The sequence below is a fragment of the Streptomyces endophyticus genome, from assembly GCF_035798155.1.
In the GTDB taxonomy this organism is placed as follows: domain Bacteria; phylum Actinomycetota; class Actinomycetes; order Streptomycetales; family Streptomycetaceae; genus Streptomyces; species Streptomyces endophyticus.
The window spans coordinates 105,034-123,652 of sequence record NZ_JAOZYC010000099.1 but is presented as its reverse complement, the minus strand read 5'-3'; the positions used below and the strand labels follow the sequence as shown (position 1 = coordinate 123,652).

At 69.2% G+C, this 18,619-nt stretch carries 16 protein-coding genes; 9 read left to right on the top strand and 7 right to left on the bottom strand.

The window, feature by feature from the left end:
* The first annotated feature begins 79 nt into the window (after positions 1-79).
* On the top strand, positions 80-760 hold the full coding sequence (locus OKJ99_RS14945; protein WP_326016676.1) for a response regulator: 681 nt from the start codon (positions 80-82) through the stop codon (positions 758-760).
* Positions 761-769: 9 nt separating this feature from the next.
* On the opposite strand, the gene OKJ99_RS14940 is transcribed toward OKJ99_RS14945, so the two are convergent.
* Complete coding sequence (locus OKJ99_RS14940; protein WP_326016674.1) at positions 770-1,816, bottom strand: YncE family protein; 1,047 nt, start codon at positions 1,814-1,816, stop codon at positions 770-772.
* Positions 1,817-1,987: 171 nt separating this feature from the next.
* On the opposite strand from OKJ99_RS14940, the gene OKJ99_RS14935 reads away from it, so the two are divergent.
* From OKJ99_RS14935 to OKJ99_RS14920, 4 genes are all read left to right on the top strand, one after another.
* Positions 1,988-3,355, top strand: a complete 1,368-nt coding sequence (locus tag OKJ99_RS14935) for an ABC transporter substrate-binding protein (protein ID WP_326016673.1) — start codon at positions 1,988-1,990, stop codon at positions 3,353-3,355.
* 121 nt (positions 3,356-3,476) lie between these two features.
* Positions 3,477-4,283 (top strand): carbohydrate ABC transporter permease, encoded by an 807-nt coding sequence (locus tag OKJ99_RS14930; protein ID WP_326016686.1) that lies wholly within the window; start codon positions 3,477-3,479, stop codon positions 4,281-4,283.
* A complete protein-coding gene (locus OKJ99_RS14925) occupies positions 4,284-5,108 on the top strand; it encodes a carbohydrate ABC transporter permease (RefSeq protein ID WP_326016671.1) in 825 nt (274 codons plus the stop codon).
* Positions 5,109-5,147: 39 nt separating this feature from the next.
* Complete coding sequence (locus OKJ99_RS14920; protein ID WP_407700699.1) at positions 5,148-5,855, top strand: helix-turn-helix domain-containing protein; 708 nt, start codon at positions 5,148-5,150, stop codon at positions 5,853-5,855.
* Between the two features lie 4 nt (positions 5,856-5,859).
* On the opposite strand, the gene OKJ99_RS14915 is transcribed toward OKJ99_RS14920, so the two are convergent.
* Complete coding sequence (locus OKJ99_RS14915) at positions 5,860-6,885, bottom strand: ATP-dependent 6-phosphofructokinase (RefSeq protein ID WP_326016668.1); 1,026 nt, start codon at positions 6,883-6,885, stop codon at positions 5,860-5,862.
* 295 nt (positions 6,886-7,180) lie between these two features.
* On the opposite strand from OKJ99_RS14915, the gene pta reads away from it, so the two are divergent.
* From pta to pyk, 3 genes are all read left to right on the top strand, one after another.
* Positions 7,181-9,256: a phosphate acetyltransferase gene (gene pta, locus OKJ99_RS14910; protein ID WP_326016666.1), complete on the top strand. Its 2,076-nt coding sequence runs from the start codon at positions 7,181-7,183 to the stop codon at positions 9,254-9,256.
* 24 nt (positions 9,257-9,280) lie between these two features.
* A complete protein-coding gene (locus OKJ99_RS14905) occupies positions 9,281-10,495 on the top strand; it encodes an acetate kinase (protein ID WP_326016665.1) in 1,215 nt (404 codons plus the stop codon).
* 74 nt (positions 10,496-10,569) lie between these two features.
* Complete coding sequence (gene pyk / locus OKJ99_RS14900) at positions 10,570-12,000, top strand: pyruvate kinase (protein WP_326016664.1); 1,431 nt, start codon at positions 10,570-10,572, stop codon at positions 11,998-12,000.
* A 111-nt stretch (positions 12,001-12,111) separates the two neighbouring features.
* Here pyk and OKJ99_RS14895 read toward each other — a convergent pair whose 3' ends face one another.
* The 4 genes from OKJ99_RS14895 to OKJ99_RS14880 all read right to left on the bottom strand — a co-directional run bounded on the left by OKJ99_RS14895 (position 12,112) and on the right by OKJ99_RS14880 (position 16,336).
* The gene (locus OKJ99_RS14895) at positions 12,112-13,269 is read right to left on the bottom strand and encodes a hypothetical protein (RefSeq protein WP_326016662.1); all 1,158 of its coding nucleotides are present in this window, start codon (positions 13,267-13,269) and stop codon (positions 12,112-12,114) included.
* A gap of 106 nt (positions 13,270-13,375) precedes the next feature.
* Entirely contained in the window at positions 13,376-13,942 is a 567-nt protein-coding gene (locus OKJ99_RS14890; RefSeq protein WP_326016660.1) for a DUF6114 domain-containing protein, read from the bottom strand.
* A 156-nt stretch (positions 13,943-14,098) separates the two neighbouring features.
* Positions 14,099-14,716 (bottom strand): DUF6230 family protein, encoded by a 618-nt coding sequence (locus OKJ99_RS14885; protein WP_326016658.1) that lies wholly within the window; start codon positions 14,714-14,716, stop codon positions 14,099-14,101.
* Between the two features lie 648 nt (positions 14,717-15,364).
* A complete protein-coding gene (locus OKJ99_RS14880; protein ID WP_326016657.1) occupies positions 15,365-16,336 on the bottom strand; it encodes a tetratricopeptide repeat protein in 972 nt (323 codons plus the stop codon).
* Positions 16,337-16,661: 325 nt separating this feature from the next.
* Here OKJ99_RS14880 and OKJ99_RS14875 point away from each other — a divergent pair, with 325 nt between their 5' ends.
* Positions 16,662-17,324 carry a TetR/AcrR family transcriptional regulator gene (locus tag OKJ99_RS14875; protein WP_326016655.1) on the top strand — a complete coding sequence of 221 codons (663 nt, stop codon included), beginning with the start codon at positions 16,662-16,664 and terminating at the stop codon, positions 17,322-17,324.
* Positions 17,325-17,349: 25 nt separating this feature from the next.
* On the opposite strand, the gene OKJ99_RS14870 is transcribed toward OKJ99_RS14875, so the two are convergent.
* The gene (locus OKJ99_RS14870) at positions 17,350-18,444 is read right to left on the bottom strand and encodes an alpha/beta fold hydrolase (protein WP_326016654.1); all 1,095 of its coding nucleotides are present in this window, start codon (positions 18,442-18,444) and stop codon (positions 17,350-17,352) included.
* Between the last annotated feature and the right edge of the window lie 175 nt (positions 18,445-18,619).

Here is an 18,619-nt window from a genome sequence, read left to right as displayed (position 1 = left end):
CCGCGGGGCTCTGCCCCGGACCCCGCGCCTCAATCGCCGGCGGGGCTGATAGTGCCGGAACCGTAGGAAGAGGAACCCCATGAGTGAGCTCGACCGCACCATCCGGGTCCTCGTCGTCGAAGACGACCCCGTTGCTGCCGACGCGCACGCGCTGTACGTCGGCCGGGTCCCCGGTTTCACGGCCGTGGGGAAGGTGCACTCGGCGGCGCAGGCCAGGCGGTTCCTGGACCGCAACCCCGTGGACCTGCTCCTGCTCGACCTGCACCTGCCGGACGGCCACGGGCTTTCGCTCGCCCGCTCGCTGCGCGCGGCCGGGCATCAGGCGGACGTCGTCGCGGTCACGTCCGCGCGCGATCTCGCGGTGGTCCGGGAGGGGGTGTCGCTCGGGGTCGTGCAGTACGTGCTGAAGCCGTTCACGTTCGCGACCCTGCGGGACCGCCTGGTGCGCTACGCCGAGTACCGCGCGACGTCCGGCGAGGCGTCCGGGCAGGACGAGGTCGACCGGGCGATAGCGACCCTGCGCTCTCCGGCGCCCGCCGCGCTGCCCAAGGGGCTGAGCGCGCCCACCCTCGAGCGGGTCACGCACACGCTGCGGGAGGCGCCCGAGGGCCTGACGGCGGCGGCCGCCGCGGAGACGGTGGGCATCTCGCGGATCACGGCCCGCCGGTATCTGGAGCACCTGGTCGACTCCGGGCGGGCCGTGCGCAGCCCGCAGTACGGACAGGTGGGCCGCCCGGAGCTCGTCTACACCTGGAAGTAGGCGCAGTCGCTATTTCCGCACGCCGAACCGCGTCAGTGTGTCCTCGCCCGCAGGGCCCGTGCCCGACTTGTCCACGACGTACGCCGTGCCGCGCGCGATCTCGACGTGGTTGGGGTTGGCCCCCGTGCTCACCGTTTTGACGACGGAGCCCTTGCGCGGGTCGACGACGCTGGCGGTCGCGTCGGTGCGGTTCACGGCGACGACCTTGCCGGACCGGTCGTCGTTCGCCACGGACAGGGGGCCCGCGCCCGTCGGCACCGACTTGGTGATCAGGCCCTTGTGCAGGTCGACGACGGAGACGGTGCCCGCGGTGTTGTCGGCGGTGTAGGCGGTGCGGCCGTTCTTCGAGAGGGCCACGGAGAGGGGTCCTTCGCCGGTCGGGATGAGGCGCGGCTTCGTGGATTTCCGCGTGACCTCGATCAGTTGGTCGTTGGTGAGGTCGGCGGCGTAGACCGTGCCGGTGCGCTCGTCGACGGCGAGGCCGGTCGGGCCCGCGCCCTCGACGGTGACGCGCTTCTTCTCGGCGAACGTACGGCTGTCGAAGCCCACGACGCTGCCGTCTCCGAAGCCGCTCGCCCACACGGTGTCGTGCCTCTCGTCCACCACGACCTCGCGGGCGTGGGCGACGTTCGGCAGCGTGGCGAGGTGGGAGCCGTCGCGCTGGCTGTAGACGGCGACCGAGTTGTCGCGGGTGTTGGTGACCCACACGGTGTTGTGCTCGTCGTCGACCGCGATGCCGTAGACCGCCTCGACGGCGCCGGTGGCCGCGTCGGTGACCGGCGGCGTGTACGTCGCCTCGACCTTGAGCGTGACCGGGTCGAGCCTGGTGAGCGCGGAGTTGGTCACCGGAGGGCGGCCCACCGCCGACGTGGTCCAAAGGGCGTGGTTCCGCTCCGAGTACGCCGACTGGTAGAGGCCTTTGGTGACCGGGGCGGAGGCGGAAGCGGTGGCGCCCGGGTCGGCGCTCGCGGCGCCCGCGGGGGCGAGCGTGGCGCCCGCGACGAGGGCCACGGCGACGGCGGCGGAACGGCGGATCCTGGGGGTGATTCGAGGCATGCTGCGTCAATCTCCTTCACGGATGGGGGCGTTGCGGCGCCACCCAAAGATTAACTTAGCTTAGCCTTACCTAACTTTCCACACCCATTGACCCTGATCGGCAGCGCCCATACGTTCCTGGGCAGCCCCGCGGGCAACGGAGCCCGCGATGCTCCGTAGGAGGTCGTGCCCGTGCGCCCCACCGCCCCGATCCTCACCGCCACCGCTCTGCTGGCCGCCGCGACGCTCACCGCCTGCGGCGGCGGCTCCGGAAGCGACTCGGACACCATCAAGGTTTCCTTCAAGCAGTCCATGGACAACAAGGTCAAGGTCATGGACGACTACCTGGCCGCGATGAAGAAGAAGTTCGAGAAGGCGCACCCCGGCAAGAAGGTGGAGTTCGTCCCGATCAAGGCGCCGGACGCGGAGTACTACACGAAGCTCCAGCAGATGCTCCGCTCCCCGAGGACGGCTCCGGACCTCGTCTACGAGGACACCTTCCTCATCAACTCCGACATCGCCAGCGGATATCTGAAGCCCCTCGACCCCTATCTGGAGAAGTGGTCGGACTGGGACCAGTTCATCGGCACGGCGAAGACCGCGGCGAAGGCGCGGGACGGGAAGACGTACGGCGTCCCGGACGGCACCGACACCCGCGGCCTCTGGTACGACAAGGCGATCCTGAAGAAGGCCGGCATCACGCTGCCCTGGCAGCCGAAGAACTGGGACGAGGTCCTGGACGCCGCCCGCACCATCAAACAGAAGGTCCCCGGCGTCACCCCGCTGAACGTCTACACCGGAAAGCCGGCCGGCGAGGCATCGACGATGCAGGGCTTCCAGATGCTCCTGTACGGGACCGGCACGGGGGCCGCGGACCCGCTCTACGACAAGGCCACGGGCAAGTGGGTCACGGGCTCGAAGGCGTTCAAGGACAGCCTGAATTTCGTGCGGACGGTCTTCAAGGAGAAGCTCGGCCCCGACGTCTCCGACGCCCTCGACCCGAACTTCCCCACCCAGGTGCGCGGTGAGCTGCTGCCCGAGGGCAAGCTCGGCATCAACCTCGACGGCTCCTGGCTGCCGCAGGACTGGATCAAGGGCAGCGGGCACGAGTGGCCCGAGTGGTCGAAGAAGCTCGGCCTCGCCCACATGCCGACGCAGACCGGTCAGGCACCCGGCAAGGTCTCCATGTCCGGCGGCTGGACCTGGGCGGTCCCGGCCAAGGCGGCCAATCCCGACCTCGCCTTCGACTTCATCAAGACGATGCAGACCAAGGAGAACGCGAAGCGCTGGTACATCGCCAACTCCGGCATCGCGGTCCGCAAGGACGTCGCCGCCGACCCCGCGTACGTGAAGGCGCAGCCCGGCATCAAGTTCTTCACGGACCTGGTGGCGAGCACCCACTACCGCCCCGCCTACCCCGCGTACCCGAAGGTCTCCACGGCGATCCAGGAGGCGATGGAGTCGGTGACGACCGGTGACGCCTCGGTCGACAAGGCGGCGTCGACGTACGACGAGCAGGTGAGGACGGCGGCGGACGGGAAGGTCGTCAAGAAGCCGTAGCCGGAAGGGAGTTGAGGCAGAGGCGAGCGCCACAGTGACCCATACCGATACCCGTACCAGCACCAGCACCCGTCGCAGAACCGTCCTCCGGCTCGTACCGGTCGCCCCGGCGACCGTCCTCATGGCCCTCTTCCTCGCGGGCCCGATCGCGTACTGCGCCTATATCGCCTTCACCGATCTGCAGCTGACCGGGCAGGCGGAGTCGTCCTTCGTCGGCTTCGACAACTTCACGGCGGCGTTCAAGGACGACGCTTTCCTGAACGCCGTGTGGCTGACGCTCGTCTTCACGTTCCTGTCGTCGATCGTCGGCCAGAACACGCTGGGGCTCGCGCTCGCGGCGCTGATGCAGCGCGCGTCGAAGCCGGTCAGGACGGTCACCGGGGCGGTCGTGGTGACGGCGTGGGTGCTGCCGGAGGTCGTCGCAGGGTTTCTGCTGTACGCGTTCTTCCGCCGCGAGGGCACCCTCAACGCGATCCTCGACTGGCTCCAACTGCCCGGCCAGAACTGGCTGTTCACGCTGCCGATCCTGGCCGTGTCGTTCGCGAACGTGTGGCGCGGCACCGCCTTCTCGATGCTCGTGTACTCGGCGGCCCTCGCCGAGATCCCGACGGAGGTCACCGAGTCCGCCGAGGTGGACGGCGCGAACGCCTGGCAGCGCCTGTGGCACATCACGCTGCCGATGATCCGCCGCTCCATCGGCACGAACCTGATGCTGAACACCCTGCAGACCCTGTCGGTCTTCGGCCTGATCTGGGTGATGACCCGCGGCGGGCCCGGCAATCACAGCCAGACCCTGCCCCTGTTCATGTACGAGCAGGCCTTCCAGAAGAGCATGATCGGCTACGGCACCGCGGTCGCGCTGCTGCTGCTCGTGGTCGGCTCCCTGTTCTCGCTGGTGTACATGCGGCTGCTGCGCACGGAGGACTGAGTGAAGACCCGTATCCGTAGACGACTTTCGGCGGACGCGGCACTGTTCGTCGTCGCGCTCGCCTTCTCGCTGCCGCTCGCCTGGGTCGTCCTGTCGTCGGTCGACGCCGAGGCGAATCTGCGGGTGAAGTGGCCGTCGGAGCTGACGTTCGGCAATTTCGACGACGTCCTCAAACCCGACGTCACCTTCACACCGCTGCTGAACTCGCTGCTCCTGTGCGGCGGCGCGACGGTCCTCACGGTCGGCTGCGCCGCGCTCGCCGCGTATCCGCTCTCGCGGTACCGCTCGCGGCTGAACACCCCGTTCCTCACGACGACCCTGTTCGCGACCTGTCTGCCGATCACCGCGGTGATGGTCCCGGTGTACGCGCTGTTCGTGCAGGTGAACCTGATCGACACGATGTCGGGCACGATCTACTTCTTCGCCGCGTCCCAACTCCCGTTCGCCGTATGGCTGATGAAGAACTTCATGGACGGTGTGCCGAAGGAGCTGGAGGAGGCGGCCTGGACGGACGGCGCGAACACCTTCCAGGGGCTCGTCCGGATCGTGCTGCCGCTGATGGGGCCCGGGGTCGCCGTCGTCACCGTGTACTCGTTCGCGATGATGTGGGGGAACTTCTTCGTCCCGTTCATGCTGCTGCTCTCCCCCGACCAGATGCCGGCCTCGGTCAGCATCAACGACTTCTTCGGCAACCGGGGCACCGTCGTGTACGGGCAGCTCGCCGCGTTCTCCATCATCTACTCGACGCCCGTGGTGCTGCTGTACGTCCTGGTCTCGCGGCGCTTCGGCGGCGGTTTCGCGCTGAGCGGTGCTGTAAAGGGATGAGCGCGGACTGTAGCCAAACGCCCCGTGACCCCCTACTTTGTGCCCGTGCAGCACCACGCGACGTCCAACCAGCCGACACCACCGTTCAATGCCCCCGCCGCCCGGCGCCTGCGCGAAGCGCTCGGGATGGCGCCGGGGCACGTCGCGTACGGCATGCGTGCCTCGTACGGGCTCGGGCACATCACTCCGGACGTCATCGTCGCCTGGGAGCGGGGCGACGCGGCCCCCTCCGCGGGCGAACTCACGGCGCTCGCCGGTGCGTTGTGGTGCTCGCTGAGCGAACTCATCGGCGTGCCGCGGACGCTGCGCGAGCACCGGCTCGCGCTGGGGCTCGCCCCGGAGGACGTGGCCCGCTCCGTGGGCCTGGAGATCCACTCGTATCTGCGGATGGAGGAGACGGGCGACTGGCAGGGCAACGACCGGCAGTCGACGGCGCTCGCCGAGGCGCTGCGGCTCACCCCGCGCGCGCTCGCGACGGTGACCGGACGGGACGCGCACCTCGCGGAGCTGCTGCGGGACGCGGCGCGGACGCGCTGGCAGGGGTCCGTGCGGCCGATCGCCCGGCTGGTGCCGGTGCAGCGCCGCGAGCTGGAGGACGTACTGCACGAGATGCACCTGGAGTACCAGGCGCTGATGGCCGCCACGCTGAGCTGGGGCGGTGGCACGTCCCCGGGGGCCGGGGACGCGGGGCGGCAGTTCCTGGAGCGGATCCTGGACGAGTTCTGGTCCAGGATCCGTCATCCGTAAGGGTCTAGAAGACCGACTCCGCCTCGTCCATCCGGTCCTTCGGGACCGTCTTCAGCTCGGTGACCGCCTCGGCGAGCGGCACCATCGCGATGTCGGTGCCGTACAGCGCCGTCATCTTGCCGAACTCGCCGCGGTGCACGGCCTCCACGGCGTGCCAGCCGAACCGGGTGGCGAGCACGCGGTCGTACGCGGTGGGGGTGCCGCCGCGCTGCACGTGCCCCAGGATGACCGGGCGGGCCTCCTTGCCGAGGCGGCTCTCCAGCTCGTAGGAGAGCGCGGTGCCGATGCCCTGGAAGCGCTCGTGGCCGAACTGGTCGATGGCGCCCGTGCCGTAGTCCATGGTGCCCTCGGCGGGGTGCGCGCCCTCGGCGACGCAGACGACGGCGAACTTCTTGCCGTTCGCGAACCGCTGCTCGACCATCTTGACCAGGTCGGCCGGGTCGAAGGGCCGCTCGGGCAGGCAGATGCCGTGGGCGCCGCCCGCCATGCCGGACTCCAGGGCGATCCAGCCCGCGTGCCGGCCCATGACCTCGACGACCATGACGCGCTGGTGGGACTCTGCGGTCGTCTTGAGCCGGTCGATCGCCTCGGTGGCGACGCCGACGGCCGTGTCGAAGCCGAAGGTGCGGTCGGTGGAGGAGATGTCGTTGTCGATCGTCTTGGGTACGCCGACGACCGGCAGGCCCGCGTCGGACAGCATGCGGGCCGCCGTCAGCGTGCCCTCGCCGCCGATCGGGATGAGGGCGTCGAAACCGATCTCCTCGGCGAGCTGCTTGGCGTTCTCGCAGGCCGCTCGGAATCGGTCGCGCTCCAGTCGGGAGGAGCCGAGAATGGTGCCGCCACGGGCGAGGATGCCGCTGACCGCGTTCAGATCGAGCGGGCGGTAGCGCCCGTCGAGCAGCCCCGCGTAGCCATCCTCGAAACCGAGCACCTCGTCGCCGTAGTGCGTGACGGCTCGGTGCACGACCGACCGGATCACTGCGTTCAGGCCAGGGCAGTCGCCGCCTGCGGTGAGAACTCCGATGCGCATCGTGCTGTGTCTCCTGCTCGCTACTGGTACGTCGGTGAGCGATGCCGATTGTTCCACGCTCTGGGAGGCGACGCGCTCGCGCGCGGCTGTGCAGGGAGCTTCGGCAGGGGTTCCATGGGCACTTGGACCCAGAGGAAAAGGCCTTCTGTCCGGCGGGCGACCTAGCCACCGACGGAGGTATTGTCAAGGGGGCACGGCTTCCATTGCGCGCCTTTTTTTGACCCGAAAGAGACCGAATCGACCCGTAAAAGTCGGGTTCGAGCGAGAAGAACCATGAGGGAAACGGAGAGCACGCGTGACGCGCAGCGTGTACGTGACCGGGATCGATCGCGGCGACGGCCGCCAGGTCGTGGAACTGGGGGTCATGGAGCTCCTGACCCGTCAGGTCGACCGGGTGGGAGTCTTCCGGCCACTCGTCCACGACGGCCCCGACCGGCTCTTCGACCTGCTGCGGGCGCGCTACCGCCTGTCACAGGACCCGGCGACGGTGTACGGACTCGACTACCACGAGGCCTCCGCGATCCAGGCCGAGCAGGGCACGGACGAGCTGGTCTCGCGCCTGGTCGACCGGTTCCACCAGGTGGCCCGCGAATTCGACGTCGTGCTCGTGCTCGGCACCGACTTCGCCGACACCCAGCTCCCGGACGAGCTGGCCCTCAACGCCCGCCTCGCCAACGAGTTCGGCGCCTCCGTGATCCCCGTCGTCGGCGGCAAGAAGCAGACGGAGGAATCGGTCCGCGCCGAGGCCCGCAACGCCTACCGCGCCTATGACGGCCTGGGCTGCGACGTCCTCGCGATGGTCGTCAACCGCGTGGCGCCGGGCGACCGGGACGACGTGCACGAGCGGCTCACGGGGCGGCTGCCGGTGCCCTGCTACGTACTGCCCGACGAGCCCGCGCTCGCCGCGCCGACCGTCGCCCAGATCACCCATGCGCTGGGCGGCAAGGTGCTGCTCGGCGACGACTCGGGGCTCGCCCGGGACGCCCTCGACTTCGTCTTCGGCGGCGCCATGCTGCCGAACTTCCTCAACGCCCTGACCCCCGGCTGCATGGTCGTCACCCCCGGCGACCGCGCGGACCTGGTCGTCGGCGCGCTCGCCGCGCACAGCGCCGGGACCCCGTCGATCGCGGGCGTGATCCTGACCCTGAACGAGCGGCCCGGCGAGGCGATCCTCAAGCTCTCCGGGCGCCTCGCGCCCGGCACCCCGGTGATCGCGGTGGCCGGTGGCTCCTTCCCCACGGCGGCCGAACTCTTCGCCATGGAAGGCAAGTTGAACGCCGCGACGCCGCGCAAGGCGGAGACCGCCCTCGGCGTCTTCGAGAAGTACGTCGACACGGCGGGCCTGCTGAAGACCATCCAGGCGCCGTCCTCCGACCGCCTGACGCCGATGATGTTCGAGCACAAGCTCCTGGAGCAGGCCCGCTCGGACAAGCGCCGCGTCGTGCTGCCCGAGGGCACCGAGGAGCGCGTGCTGCGCGCCGCCGACGTGCTCCTGCGCCGCGGCGTCTGCGATCTGACGCTGCTCGGCCCGGTCGAGCAGATCCGCAAGAAGGCCGCCGACCTCGGCGTCGACCTCGCCGACAGCGACATCATCGACCCGCAGACCTCGGCGCTGCGGGAACGGTTCGCCGACGCGTACGCGGCGCTGCGCGCCCACAAGGGCATCACGCCGGAGCTGGCCCACGACGTGGTCGCCGACGTGAACTACTTCGGCACGCTGATGGTCCAGGAGGGCCTCGCCGACGGCATGGTGTCGGGGTCCGTGCACTCCACGGCCGCCACCATCCGGCCCGCCTTCGAGATCATCAAGACGAAGCCGGACGCCGCGATCGTCTCCTCGGTCTTCTTCATGTGCCTGGCCGACAAGGTCCTCGTCTACGGCGACTGCGCCGTGAACCCGGACCCGAACGCCCAGCAGCTCGCCGACATCGCCACCCAGTCCGCAGGCACCGCCGAGCAGTTCGGCGTCGAGCCGCGGATCGCGATGCTGTCGTACTCCACCGGCACCTCGGGCTCCGGCGCCGACGTCGACAAGGTCCGCGAGGCCACGGAGATCGTCAAGGGGGCCCGCCCCGACCTGAAGATCGAGGGGCCGATCCAGTACGACGCCGCCGTCGAGCCCACCGTCGCGGCGACCAAGCTCCCGGATTCCGAGGTCGCGGGCCAGGCCAGCGTGCTGATCTTCCCCGACCTCAACACCGGCAACAACACGTACAAGGCCGTCCAGCGCTCGGCCGGCGCGATCGCCGTGGGACCGGTCCTGCAGGGCCTGCGCAAGCCGGTCAACGACCTGTCCCGCGGCGCGCTCGTGCAGGACATCGTCAACACGGTCGTCATCACGGCGATCCAGGCCCAGACGTCCAGCAACTGATCCCCACCATCGAAAGCAGTACCCGTGACCGCGACTCGCATCCTCGTCCTCAACTCCGGCTCCTCGTCGGTGAAGTACCAGCTCCTCGACATGGCGGACAGCACCCGCCTCGCCGTCGGCCTGGTCGAGCGGATCGGTGAGGAGACCTCCCGCCTGAAGCACACGCCGCTCGCCACGGGCGGCGCGGCCCGTGAGCAGAACCGGCCGATCGCCGACCACGAAGAGGCGCTCAAGGCGGTCGCCGCGGAGCTGACCGAGGACGGGCTCGGCCTGGACTCCCCCGAGCTGGCCGCGATCGGCCACCGCGTGGTGCACGGCGGCAAGCTGTTCACGCAGCCGACCGTCATCGACGACGCGGTGCTCAAGGAGGTGGAGCGGCTCATCCCGGTGGCACCGCTGCACAACCCGGCGAACCTGACCGGCATCCGCACCGCGCAGACGCTGCGCCCCGACCTGCCGCAGGTCGCCGTCTTCGACACGGCGTTCCACACGACGATGCCGGAGTCGGCCGCGCGCTACGCGATCGACGTGAAGACCGCCGACGAGCACCGCATCCGGCGCTACGGCTTCCACGGCACCTCGCACGCGTACGTCTCCCGCAAGACGGCCGAGCTGCTCGGCAAGCGGCCCGAGGACGTCAACGTCATCGTGCTGCACCTGGGCAACGGCGCCTCGGCCTCCGCGGTCCGCGGCGGGCAGTGCGTGGAGACCTCGATGGGCCTCACCCCGCTCGAAGGGCTTGTGATGGGTACGCGTTCGGGAGATGTCGACCCGGCCGTCATCTTCCATCTGATGCGCGTGGGCAAGATGTCGGCGGACGAGATCGACGATCTGCTCAACAAGAAGTCCGGCCTGATCGGGCTCTGCGGGGACAACGACATGCGGGAGATCCGTCGCCGCATCGACGAGGGCGACGAGGAGGCGCGGCTCGCCTTCGACATCTACGTCCACCGCCTGAAGAAGTACATCGGCTCCTACTACGCGGTGCTCGGCCGGGTGGACGCGGTCGCGTTCACGGCCGGGGTCGGCGAGAACGCGGCGCCGGTGCGCGAGGCTGCGGTCGCGGGCCTGGAGGAGCTGGGTCTCGCGGTCGACGGCGAGCTCAATTCCGTACGTTCCGACGAACCCCGGCTCATCTCCCCCGAATACGCCCGCGTGGCCGTGGCCGTGGTGCCGACCGACGAGGAGCTGGAGATCGCGCAGCAGACCTACGCCCTGGTCCAGAACCGCAACGACTGAGCGCCCGCCCGCCCATTTGTAGATTCCACCAGACGGAATATTCCGTAGCGAAACAAACCGATAGGATCGCCCCCATGCGCCGTTCCAAAATCGTCTGCACGCTGGGCCCCGCCGTCGACTCCGAAGAGCAGCTCGTCTCGCTGATCGAGGCCGGCATGAATGTGGCCCGATTCAACTTCAGCCACGGCACCCACGCCGAGCACCAGGGTCGCTACGACCGTGTTCGCGCCGCCGCCAAGAAGACGGGCCGCGCCGTGGGTGTGCTCGCCGACCTCCAGGGCCCGAAGATCCGCCTGGAGACCTTCGCCGAGGGCCCCGTCGAGCTGGTTCGTGGTGACGAGTTCACCATCACCACCGAGGACGTACCCGGTGACAAGTCGATCTGCGGCACGACCTACAAGGGTCTGCCCGGCGACGTCTCCAAGGGCGACCAGGTCCTGATCAACGACGGCAACGTCGAGCTGCGCGTCGTCGAGGTCGACGGACCGCGCGTCAAGACGATCGTCGTCGAGGGCGGTGTCATCTCCGACCACAAGGGCATCAACCTGCCCGGCGCGGCGGTGAACGTCCCGGCCCTGTCCGAGAAGGACATCGAGGACCTGCGCTTCGCCCTGAAGATGGGCTGCGACATGGTCGCCCTGTCCTTCGTGCGCGACGCCAACGACGTCAAGGACGTCCACAAGATCATGGACGAGGAGGGCCGCCGGGTCCCCGTCGGCGCCAAGGTCGAGAAGCCGCAGGCCGTCGACAACATGGAAGGCGTCGTCGCCGCCTTCGACTGGATCATGGTCGCCCGTGGTGACCTCGCCGTCGAGTACCCGCTCGAGAAGGTCCCGATGGTGCAGAAGCGCCTCGTGGAGATGTGCCGCCGCAACGCCAAGCCGGTGATCGTCGCGACCCAGATGATGGAGTCGATGATCACCAACTCGCGCCCCACGCGCGCCGAGGCCTCCGACGTCGCGAACGCGATCCTGGACGGCGCGGACGCGGTCATGCTGTCCGCCGAGTCGAGCGTGGGCGCGTACCCGATCGAGACCGTCAAGACGATGTCGAAGATCGTCACGGCGGCCGAGGAGGAGCTGCTCTCCAAGGGCCTGCAGCCGCTCGTGCCCGGCAAGAAGCCGCGTACACAGGGTGGTTCGGTGGCCCGTGCCGCGTGCGAGATCGCGGACTTCCTGGACGGCAAGGCGCTGGTCGCCTTCACCAAGTCCGGTGACACGGCCCGCCGGCTCTCCCGCTACCGCGCGGCCCAGCCGATCCTGGCGTTCACCACGGACGACGAGACCCGCAACCAGCTCGCGCTGAGCTGGGGCGTCGAGTCGCACGTCGTGCCGCACGTGGACAACACCGACGGCATGGTCGACCTGGTCGACGCCGAGCTCGTGAAGCTCAACCGCTTCAACGACGGCGACACCGTGGTCATCACCGCCGGTTCGCCCCCCGGCGTCCCCGGCACCACCAACATGGTCCGGGTGCACCACCTGGGCGGCGGCGAGCGCGACTGACGCGCGGGTCCTCGCCCGGGCGCACGAGCCCCAGCGCATGACAAAGGGCGCCCCCTTGAGGGGGGCGCCCTTTGTCGTGTGCGGCTCCCGAACGGGCCTTGGGGCCTACGGTCAGCTGTCCTCGATCGTGGTGTGCAGACCGGGCACGTGCAGGGTCCCGCCGAACTGCGAGGCCTGCGTGACCTTGACGTTCGTGAAGAACAGGGTCGGCAGGTTGAGCGGCGGCGGGTTCTTGGCGTTGAACGTCAGCGGAACGAGCCCGAACAGATTGCCCGAGATCTCCTCCGTGTACATCGTCGTCTGCCCATCGCGGATGGTGGACGTGGAGCCCTTGTCCGACCGGATGTGGAAGAACTTCCCGTTCGGGCCCGGGGCGATCTGGTGCAGATCACCGATGTCCGTGCCCTTGGAGATGACGTACTTCATGACGCGCTTGGTCGACCCGTCGGCCATGCGCACATCCACCAGGCCCTTGTAGTCCGCCCCCTTGAGCAGGAGCGAACTGGCCTGCAGCTTCCAGGACTTGTCCGGGAGCTGGGCCGGGGTGTCCTCGTCGGCACCCGACGCGTCCGTGGCCGCCGGACAGTTCTCCGGCACATTGCCGGAGCCCTGCGGGTTGCCCACGTTCTTGGTCGCGTCCTTGGCCGCGTCCCCCACCTTGTCGGTCGTGTCCTTGACCTTGTCGGTGGTGTCCTTGACCGTGTCGCCGAGCTTGTCGGTGGTGTCCTTGACCGACCCGGTCGTGTCCTTGACCGTGTCGTCCACCTTGTCGGTGGTGCCACCGAGCAGACCGCCCGAGGATTCCGACGCCGACGGCGAAGGAGTCGCGCTCTCGGACTCCTTGTCGCCGGACGTGAGCTTCTTCAGGGCGTCGCCGACGCCCAGCGGGTCCAGCGGGTTCTTGGTCTCCGACGCCGAGGGCGACGGCGTGGCCGAATCCTCGGTGGACTTGTCGTCGGAGTCCTTGGACTCGGAGGCGGACGGTGAAGGAGTCGGGGTCGCCTTCTCCTTCTTCTCCTCGGAGCCGTCCTTGGAGGCGGAGGCGGACGGCGTCGGGGTCGGCTTCGCCGACTCCTTGGCCTTGTCCTTGGCCTCGTCGGACCCCTTGTCGTCCTTGTTCGAATCGACGGCGTCGGCGCACGCCTTGTAGTCGTCGACCGAGAACTTCGTCGGGTTGTCCTTGGCCGACGCGAGCGTCGGCGTCAGGCCGAGCCCCATCAGCACTGCCGTGGGCATGGCCGCGAGAGCCACCGCCTTGCCCGCCGGCATGTGCATCTTGGTGAAGAGATGCTTCTTTGGTGCCGCATGCCGCCGCGCCGCATGCCGCGGCCCGGTTCTCGCACGAGGCTCCGCGGAGCCCTCGTGGTGCACCTCGTCAGCCGGCACGGTGCCTCCCGTTCGTCCCATTGTTCGGGCTCGTCCCTGACGCGTCGTCGTTTACGCCCGCGACCTGATAGGTGGCTCCCGCAACCGGCGGTACGACCGGTGCCGCGTCCGGAGAGGACGTGGCGCGGTCACCGCCCTTCCCTGCTGACTCGTCCTGCCGCTCAGCCGGCGCCCAGGCGATACCGAGGCCACCGCCGACGAGGGAGAGCAGGAAACCGATGACGAAGCCGCCGAAGTTCGAAACCACGAGGGAGACCAGGGCGAGAAGAATCGCCGCGACACCCGCGAACACACGGGAATGCGGCTGGAACCACATCGTCAGGCCGAGCACGACCAGCAAGACGCCGATGATGAGCGAACCGGCACCGGCCGTGGTCGCCATCTTGATCGTCATATTGCCGATCGCGAGGTTCGCGTACGGGAAGTACATGATCGGGAGGCCGCCGAGGATTGACAGCAGACCGCCCCAGAACGGGCGCTGACCGCGCCACCCTCGGAACGATAGGCGCATCTGACCAAGCTTGGGGCCCAGTCCTGCGTGCGCTTCGGCGCTCATGTCGTACAGCTCCTCGGGAAAGGCGTTGATCTGTGGTGATGGTGGCTGTCCGGAAACGGGCACGGGGACGACCCCATGTCACTGCGAGTGCCCCCGCGCCCGGCCGTTCAGCACATCAAGTGCACAAGACCCCGGCCCCTTACGGGCCCTGTGGGCCTAGTAGCACTCGTGCTTGCCCTTCTGGACCTTCATCTTGAGGCCGGAGAGCTTGAAGGTGCCGGCCGTCGTGGCCCACGCGCGCTGCTGGACGTTCTCGAAGTGCACCGAGTCTGCCTGCTGGGCGAACGCATTGGGGTCGGCCTTGTCGCCCTGGTGGATACCGGGGCCCTTCTTGGCGTCACCCGCCGCCACACCGATGTCGATGTTCTTGAAGGTCGCATCGGCCTTCAAGTCATCGGCGTCGATGTAGAGGCTCTTGGCCTCGACCGGGGCGCTCTTCTGCGCACCGGCCGACAGCTTCATCGACACATCGCCGAAGACCGGGACGGGGACAACCACCGACTGGCAGAGGTTGTTGATCGTCGCGGTCTTCATGCCGACCACGGCCACCGGGTGGTTACCCGTCTTGCCGGAGTCGACGGCGCCGTACTGGACAAAGCCCTGGCCGTCGAGGGAGTCCGCCGTCACCTTGAACGACTGACCCGACACACTGAACGATGCCGCGAGCGCACCCTGAGACAGGGCCACACCTATCGCGGCAGTCGCCGCGACGCTCGGCACCATGACTACGGCGAACCGCTTCCATCTGGTTCCGCCACGAGTCACGGACTTCATGACTGTTCCTCCTTCTCGGACGTACATCTCCGGCCCTGACTGCCCCTAGAGGCGGCTCAGCCGGGCAGGGATGGGAGAAGTGCTACGTCCTCGGGAAGGAGAGCGCCCGCATCGGGAGTGCTGGTCTGCACCGCATCCTGATCACCGGCGATCACCCCCGAGCGACAACCACTGGTCGCACCTGAGCCATCACGCGCAACCTGCTGGACAGGCCCAGTCGAACGAACGACTGAGACCCCCCTGTCCTGGACCGCCGGCGCTCCCCTTGGTTCGCCGTCGACCACCCGGTGGGGACCCAAAAACCCCGCCGCACGATTGGCTGTCGGACGGTGGGGAGAGGACCGAGCGTGCCCGATCGTGGTGCATTCGAGGCGCTGACACAAGGGGGTTCGTTACTGGCGGGTAACGGACGGATAACCGAACACCGACGGAGCGATACCGAACAACAACTGAGGGTGCCGTCAAGCGAGTTGTTATACAGGTTGAATGTGGGACAGAAGCGGACAGAAGATCGAGTCCGACTTACTCCAAGTAACAGCGGCCGCGATTGCCAAGTTTTGGCAAAACGCGGCCGCTGTGCGCCTCAGAAGACAGAACTTTCACTCCGGCATCACAAGCCGCAGTGTTTAACAACTGGTCACTGACGACTCAGAAGAGAACTCGGGCCAGAGCCGTACGCGCCGTCGTCACGCGCGGATCGTCGGCGCCCACGACCTCGAACAGTTCGAGCAGTCGTACACGCGCCGCGTTCCGGTCCTCGCCGGCCGTGCGCCCCACCGTCTCGACGAGCCGCCCGAAGGCGTCCTCGACATGGCCGCCGACCAGATCCAGGTCGGCCGCCGCGATCTGCGCCTGCGCGTCGGCGGGCTTCTCGGCGGCGTCCTTGCGGACCTGCTGCGAGTCGAGCCCCTGCACGCGCTGGAGGAGCTGCGCCTGGCCGAGGCCGAGCTTGGCCTCGCTGTTGCCGGGGTCGTCGGACAGGACGTTCTTGTAGGCCTGCACGGCGCCGTCGAGATCGCCGGCGTCCAGGGCCTGCACCGCCGCTTCGAGGAGCGCGTCGTAGGGACCCACCGGGGCCTCCTCCACGACCGGCGCCTCACCCTCCGCTTCCGGGTCGACCGCGATGCCGGTGAGCCCGAAGCGCTCCTCGGCGACCTGGATCAACTGGTCGATGGTGCCGCGGATCTGCTCCTCGGGGGCGGCGCCCTGGAAGAGGGGCAGGGCCTGCCCGGCGACGACCGCGAAGACAGCCGGAATCCCCTGGACCCCGAACTGCTGCATCAGCATCTGGTTGGCATCTACGTCGATCTTGGCGAGCACGAAGCGGCCGCTGTACTCGGCGGCGAGCCGCTCGAGCAGCGGGCTCAGCTGCTTGCAGGGCTCGCACCACTCGGCCCAGAAGTCGATGACGACGGGCACCTCGGCGGAGCGCTGGAGTACCGCGCTTTCGAAGTCCGCCTCACTGACGTCGATGACCAGGCTCGACGGCGGCACGGCACCGCCACCGCCCTGCCGGGCCTGCTCGGCGCGCGCCTGCTCCGCCTTCGACTTGGCCTCCTGGGCCGCCTTCACCGCGGCGAGATCGACGACTCCGCTCATGGACATGTTCCGTGGCTGCATGCGTACAGTCTCCCCCTTCCGCGGACAGTTGTGGGCCGGGCCCTGCCCCGTGCACCTCCCGCCGGAATGCGAGACGCATCTGGAGGCACGGAGCGGACTCGGCCTGGTGTGCTTTCGGCACCGGGTCCCCACCCGGCGCCTTGTGGTTGCCGCTCGTCCGGGCCGCCCCGGGGTGCAGATCCGAGGCACTCGTACGAGATCGAGCTTTCGCTACGCCTCGTAGCGTAACTGCCATGGGCGGGACGCGGGAACAGGGCCCCCTGGATCGCCCGGTGATCTGCCTCACGCGATCTTTCGGCCGTACCCGCCGGTATGGTCGACGACCATGCAGAGCCGCACGCCGCCTCCCTCGTCCCCTTCTTCCCGCCCCTGTCCCCCCTCCAACGTACGGACGGGGCGTCCGCGTTCCGCAGCGGCGGACGAGGCGATTCTCGAGGCGACCCGGGCGGCGCTCGTGGAGCTCGGCTGGTCGAAGCTGACGCTCGGCGACGTGGCCACGCGCGCGGGTGTCGCGAAGACGACGCTGTACCGCCGCTGGCCGGGCAAGAGCGAGCTCGTCGTGGACGCGGTCGCGGTCCTCTTCGACGAGCTCGAACTGCCCGACAGGGGCTCGCTCGCCGCCGACGTGGAGGGCGTGGTGCGGCAGTTCGCGGCGATCCTGGACCGGCCCGAGACGAAGACGGCGCTGATGGCCGTGGTCGCCGAGTCCACCCGCGACGCCCCGCTGCGGGACCGGATCCGTACGTCGATCGTCGACCGCCAGAAGCGGCTCGTACTGGAGGGGCGGGCGCGGGCCGAGCGCCGCGGCGAACTTCCGCCGGCCGCCAACCCGGCCGCCGCCGCGGCCACGGCGGATCTCATCTACGACGTGGCGGCGGGGGCGGTCGTGCACCGCACCCTGGTGAGCGCGGAGCCGGCCGACGCGGAGTGGGTGCGGCGGTTCACGGCCCTCCTGCTGGGGGGACTCGCGGCCGCCGCGAGCGACTAGTGCTGTTGCTGGTTACGGGTGCTGCCTAGCCGTTCCAGGCGCAGCTGCCCAGCGTGGCGCGCTTCTTGGACACCAGGGCGTCCGCCTCGCCCGCCGGGAGCGCGCGCGTCCGCTTGTCGTGGCAGACCACCGTGCGGTCGGAGCGGCCCGCCAGGTCGACCAGGATCTGGTCCCAGTGGCGGTACTGGACGTCGTGCCCGGTGTCGGCGTACGTACGGGTCTTCACGGGCGCCGTGTCGGGAAGGTTGTCGCGCCAGGCCTTGAGCGTGCTCGCCGGCACGGTCGTGTCCTTGTCGCCGTGGTACAGGAACACCGGCGCCTTCAGCTTCGACAGGTCCGGCCCCGGGCGGTCGCAGTACAGCCGCTGCTCGTGCACCTGCGGCGCGGGATCGGCCTGCTGGCCGCGCTGGTTGTAGGTCCGCGCGCCCTCCTCGTACGCGGTGTCGGCGAAGCCGGGGATCGACTTGACCGGGCTGTCGTCGGGGAAGGCCCACCACTTGCGCGGGTCCTTGATCTCGTCCTTGACGGCGGCCGCCAGTTGGTCGTCCGTCAGGGCGCAGAAGGCGGGCTTCTCGCCGTACGGCGGGAGGGCCGCGCCGAGGTGCAGGGCGCTGATCCGCTCGGGGGCCTTGGCGGCGATCTCAGCGGCGTACGGGCCGCCGCCGGATATCGCGATCACCTTGAACTTCTTGACGCCGAGCTTGTCGAGGACCTCAAGGGCGTCCTTCGCGTAGTCGGCCTTGCCGAGCTTCGCGTCGTAGTCGGTGTCGCCGAACCCGTTGCGCTCGACCGTGATCATGCGAAGGCCCAGGTTCTCTCTGGTGGTGCGCATGAAGTCGGTCATGTGGACGGCGCGGGCGCTGGTCCCGGTGCCACCGATGTAGAGCACGGGGGTGCCGTCGGCCGGGCCGGAGTCGGTGTAGTGCGCGGTGCGGCCCGAGGACAGCTCGGCGGCGCGTACGTCGGCGCCGAGCGAGTCGAAGCTGTTCTGCACCTTCGGCTCGGCGGGCGGGCTCGCGCTCACCGCGCCCGCGCCGCCGATGGCGATGCCGCCGAGGAGGGCGGCGGTGGCGATGCCGACGGTGGTGGTGACGGTGCGGTTGAGCGCGGGCAGTGGCACGGTGACTCCTGGGTTTTGCGGGGTACTTGACGCGTCCGCGCCTACCCCAAGATCACCTGGTGACACCTGTAACTCCCCGGGCCGCCGGGGTTGCGCCCACGGGGCTCCGCCCCGGACCCCGCTGCTCAATCGCCGCAGGGGCTTGAAATGCCCACCCGCTGCGGGGCTTGAGGTG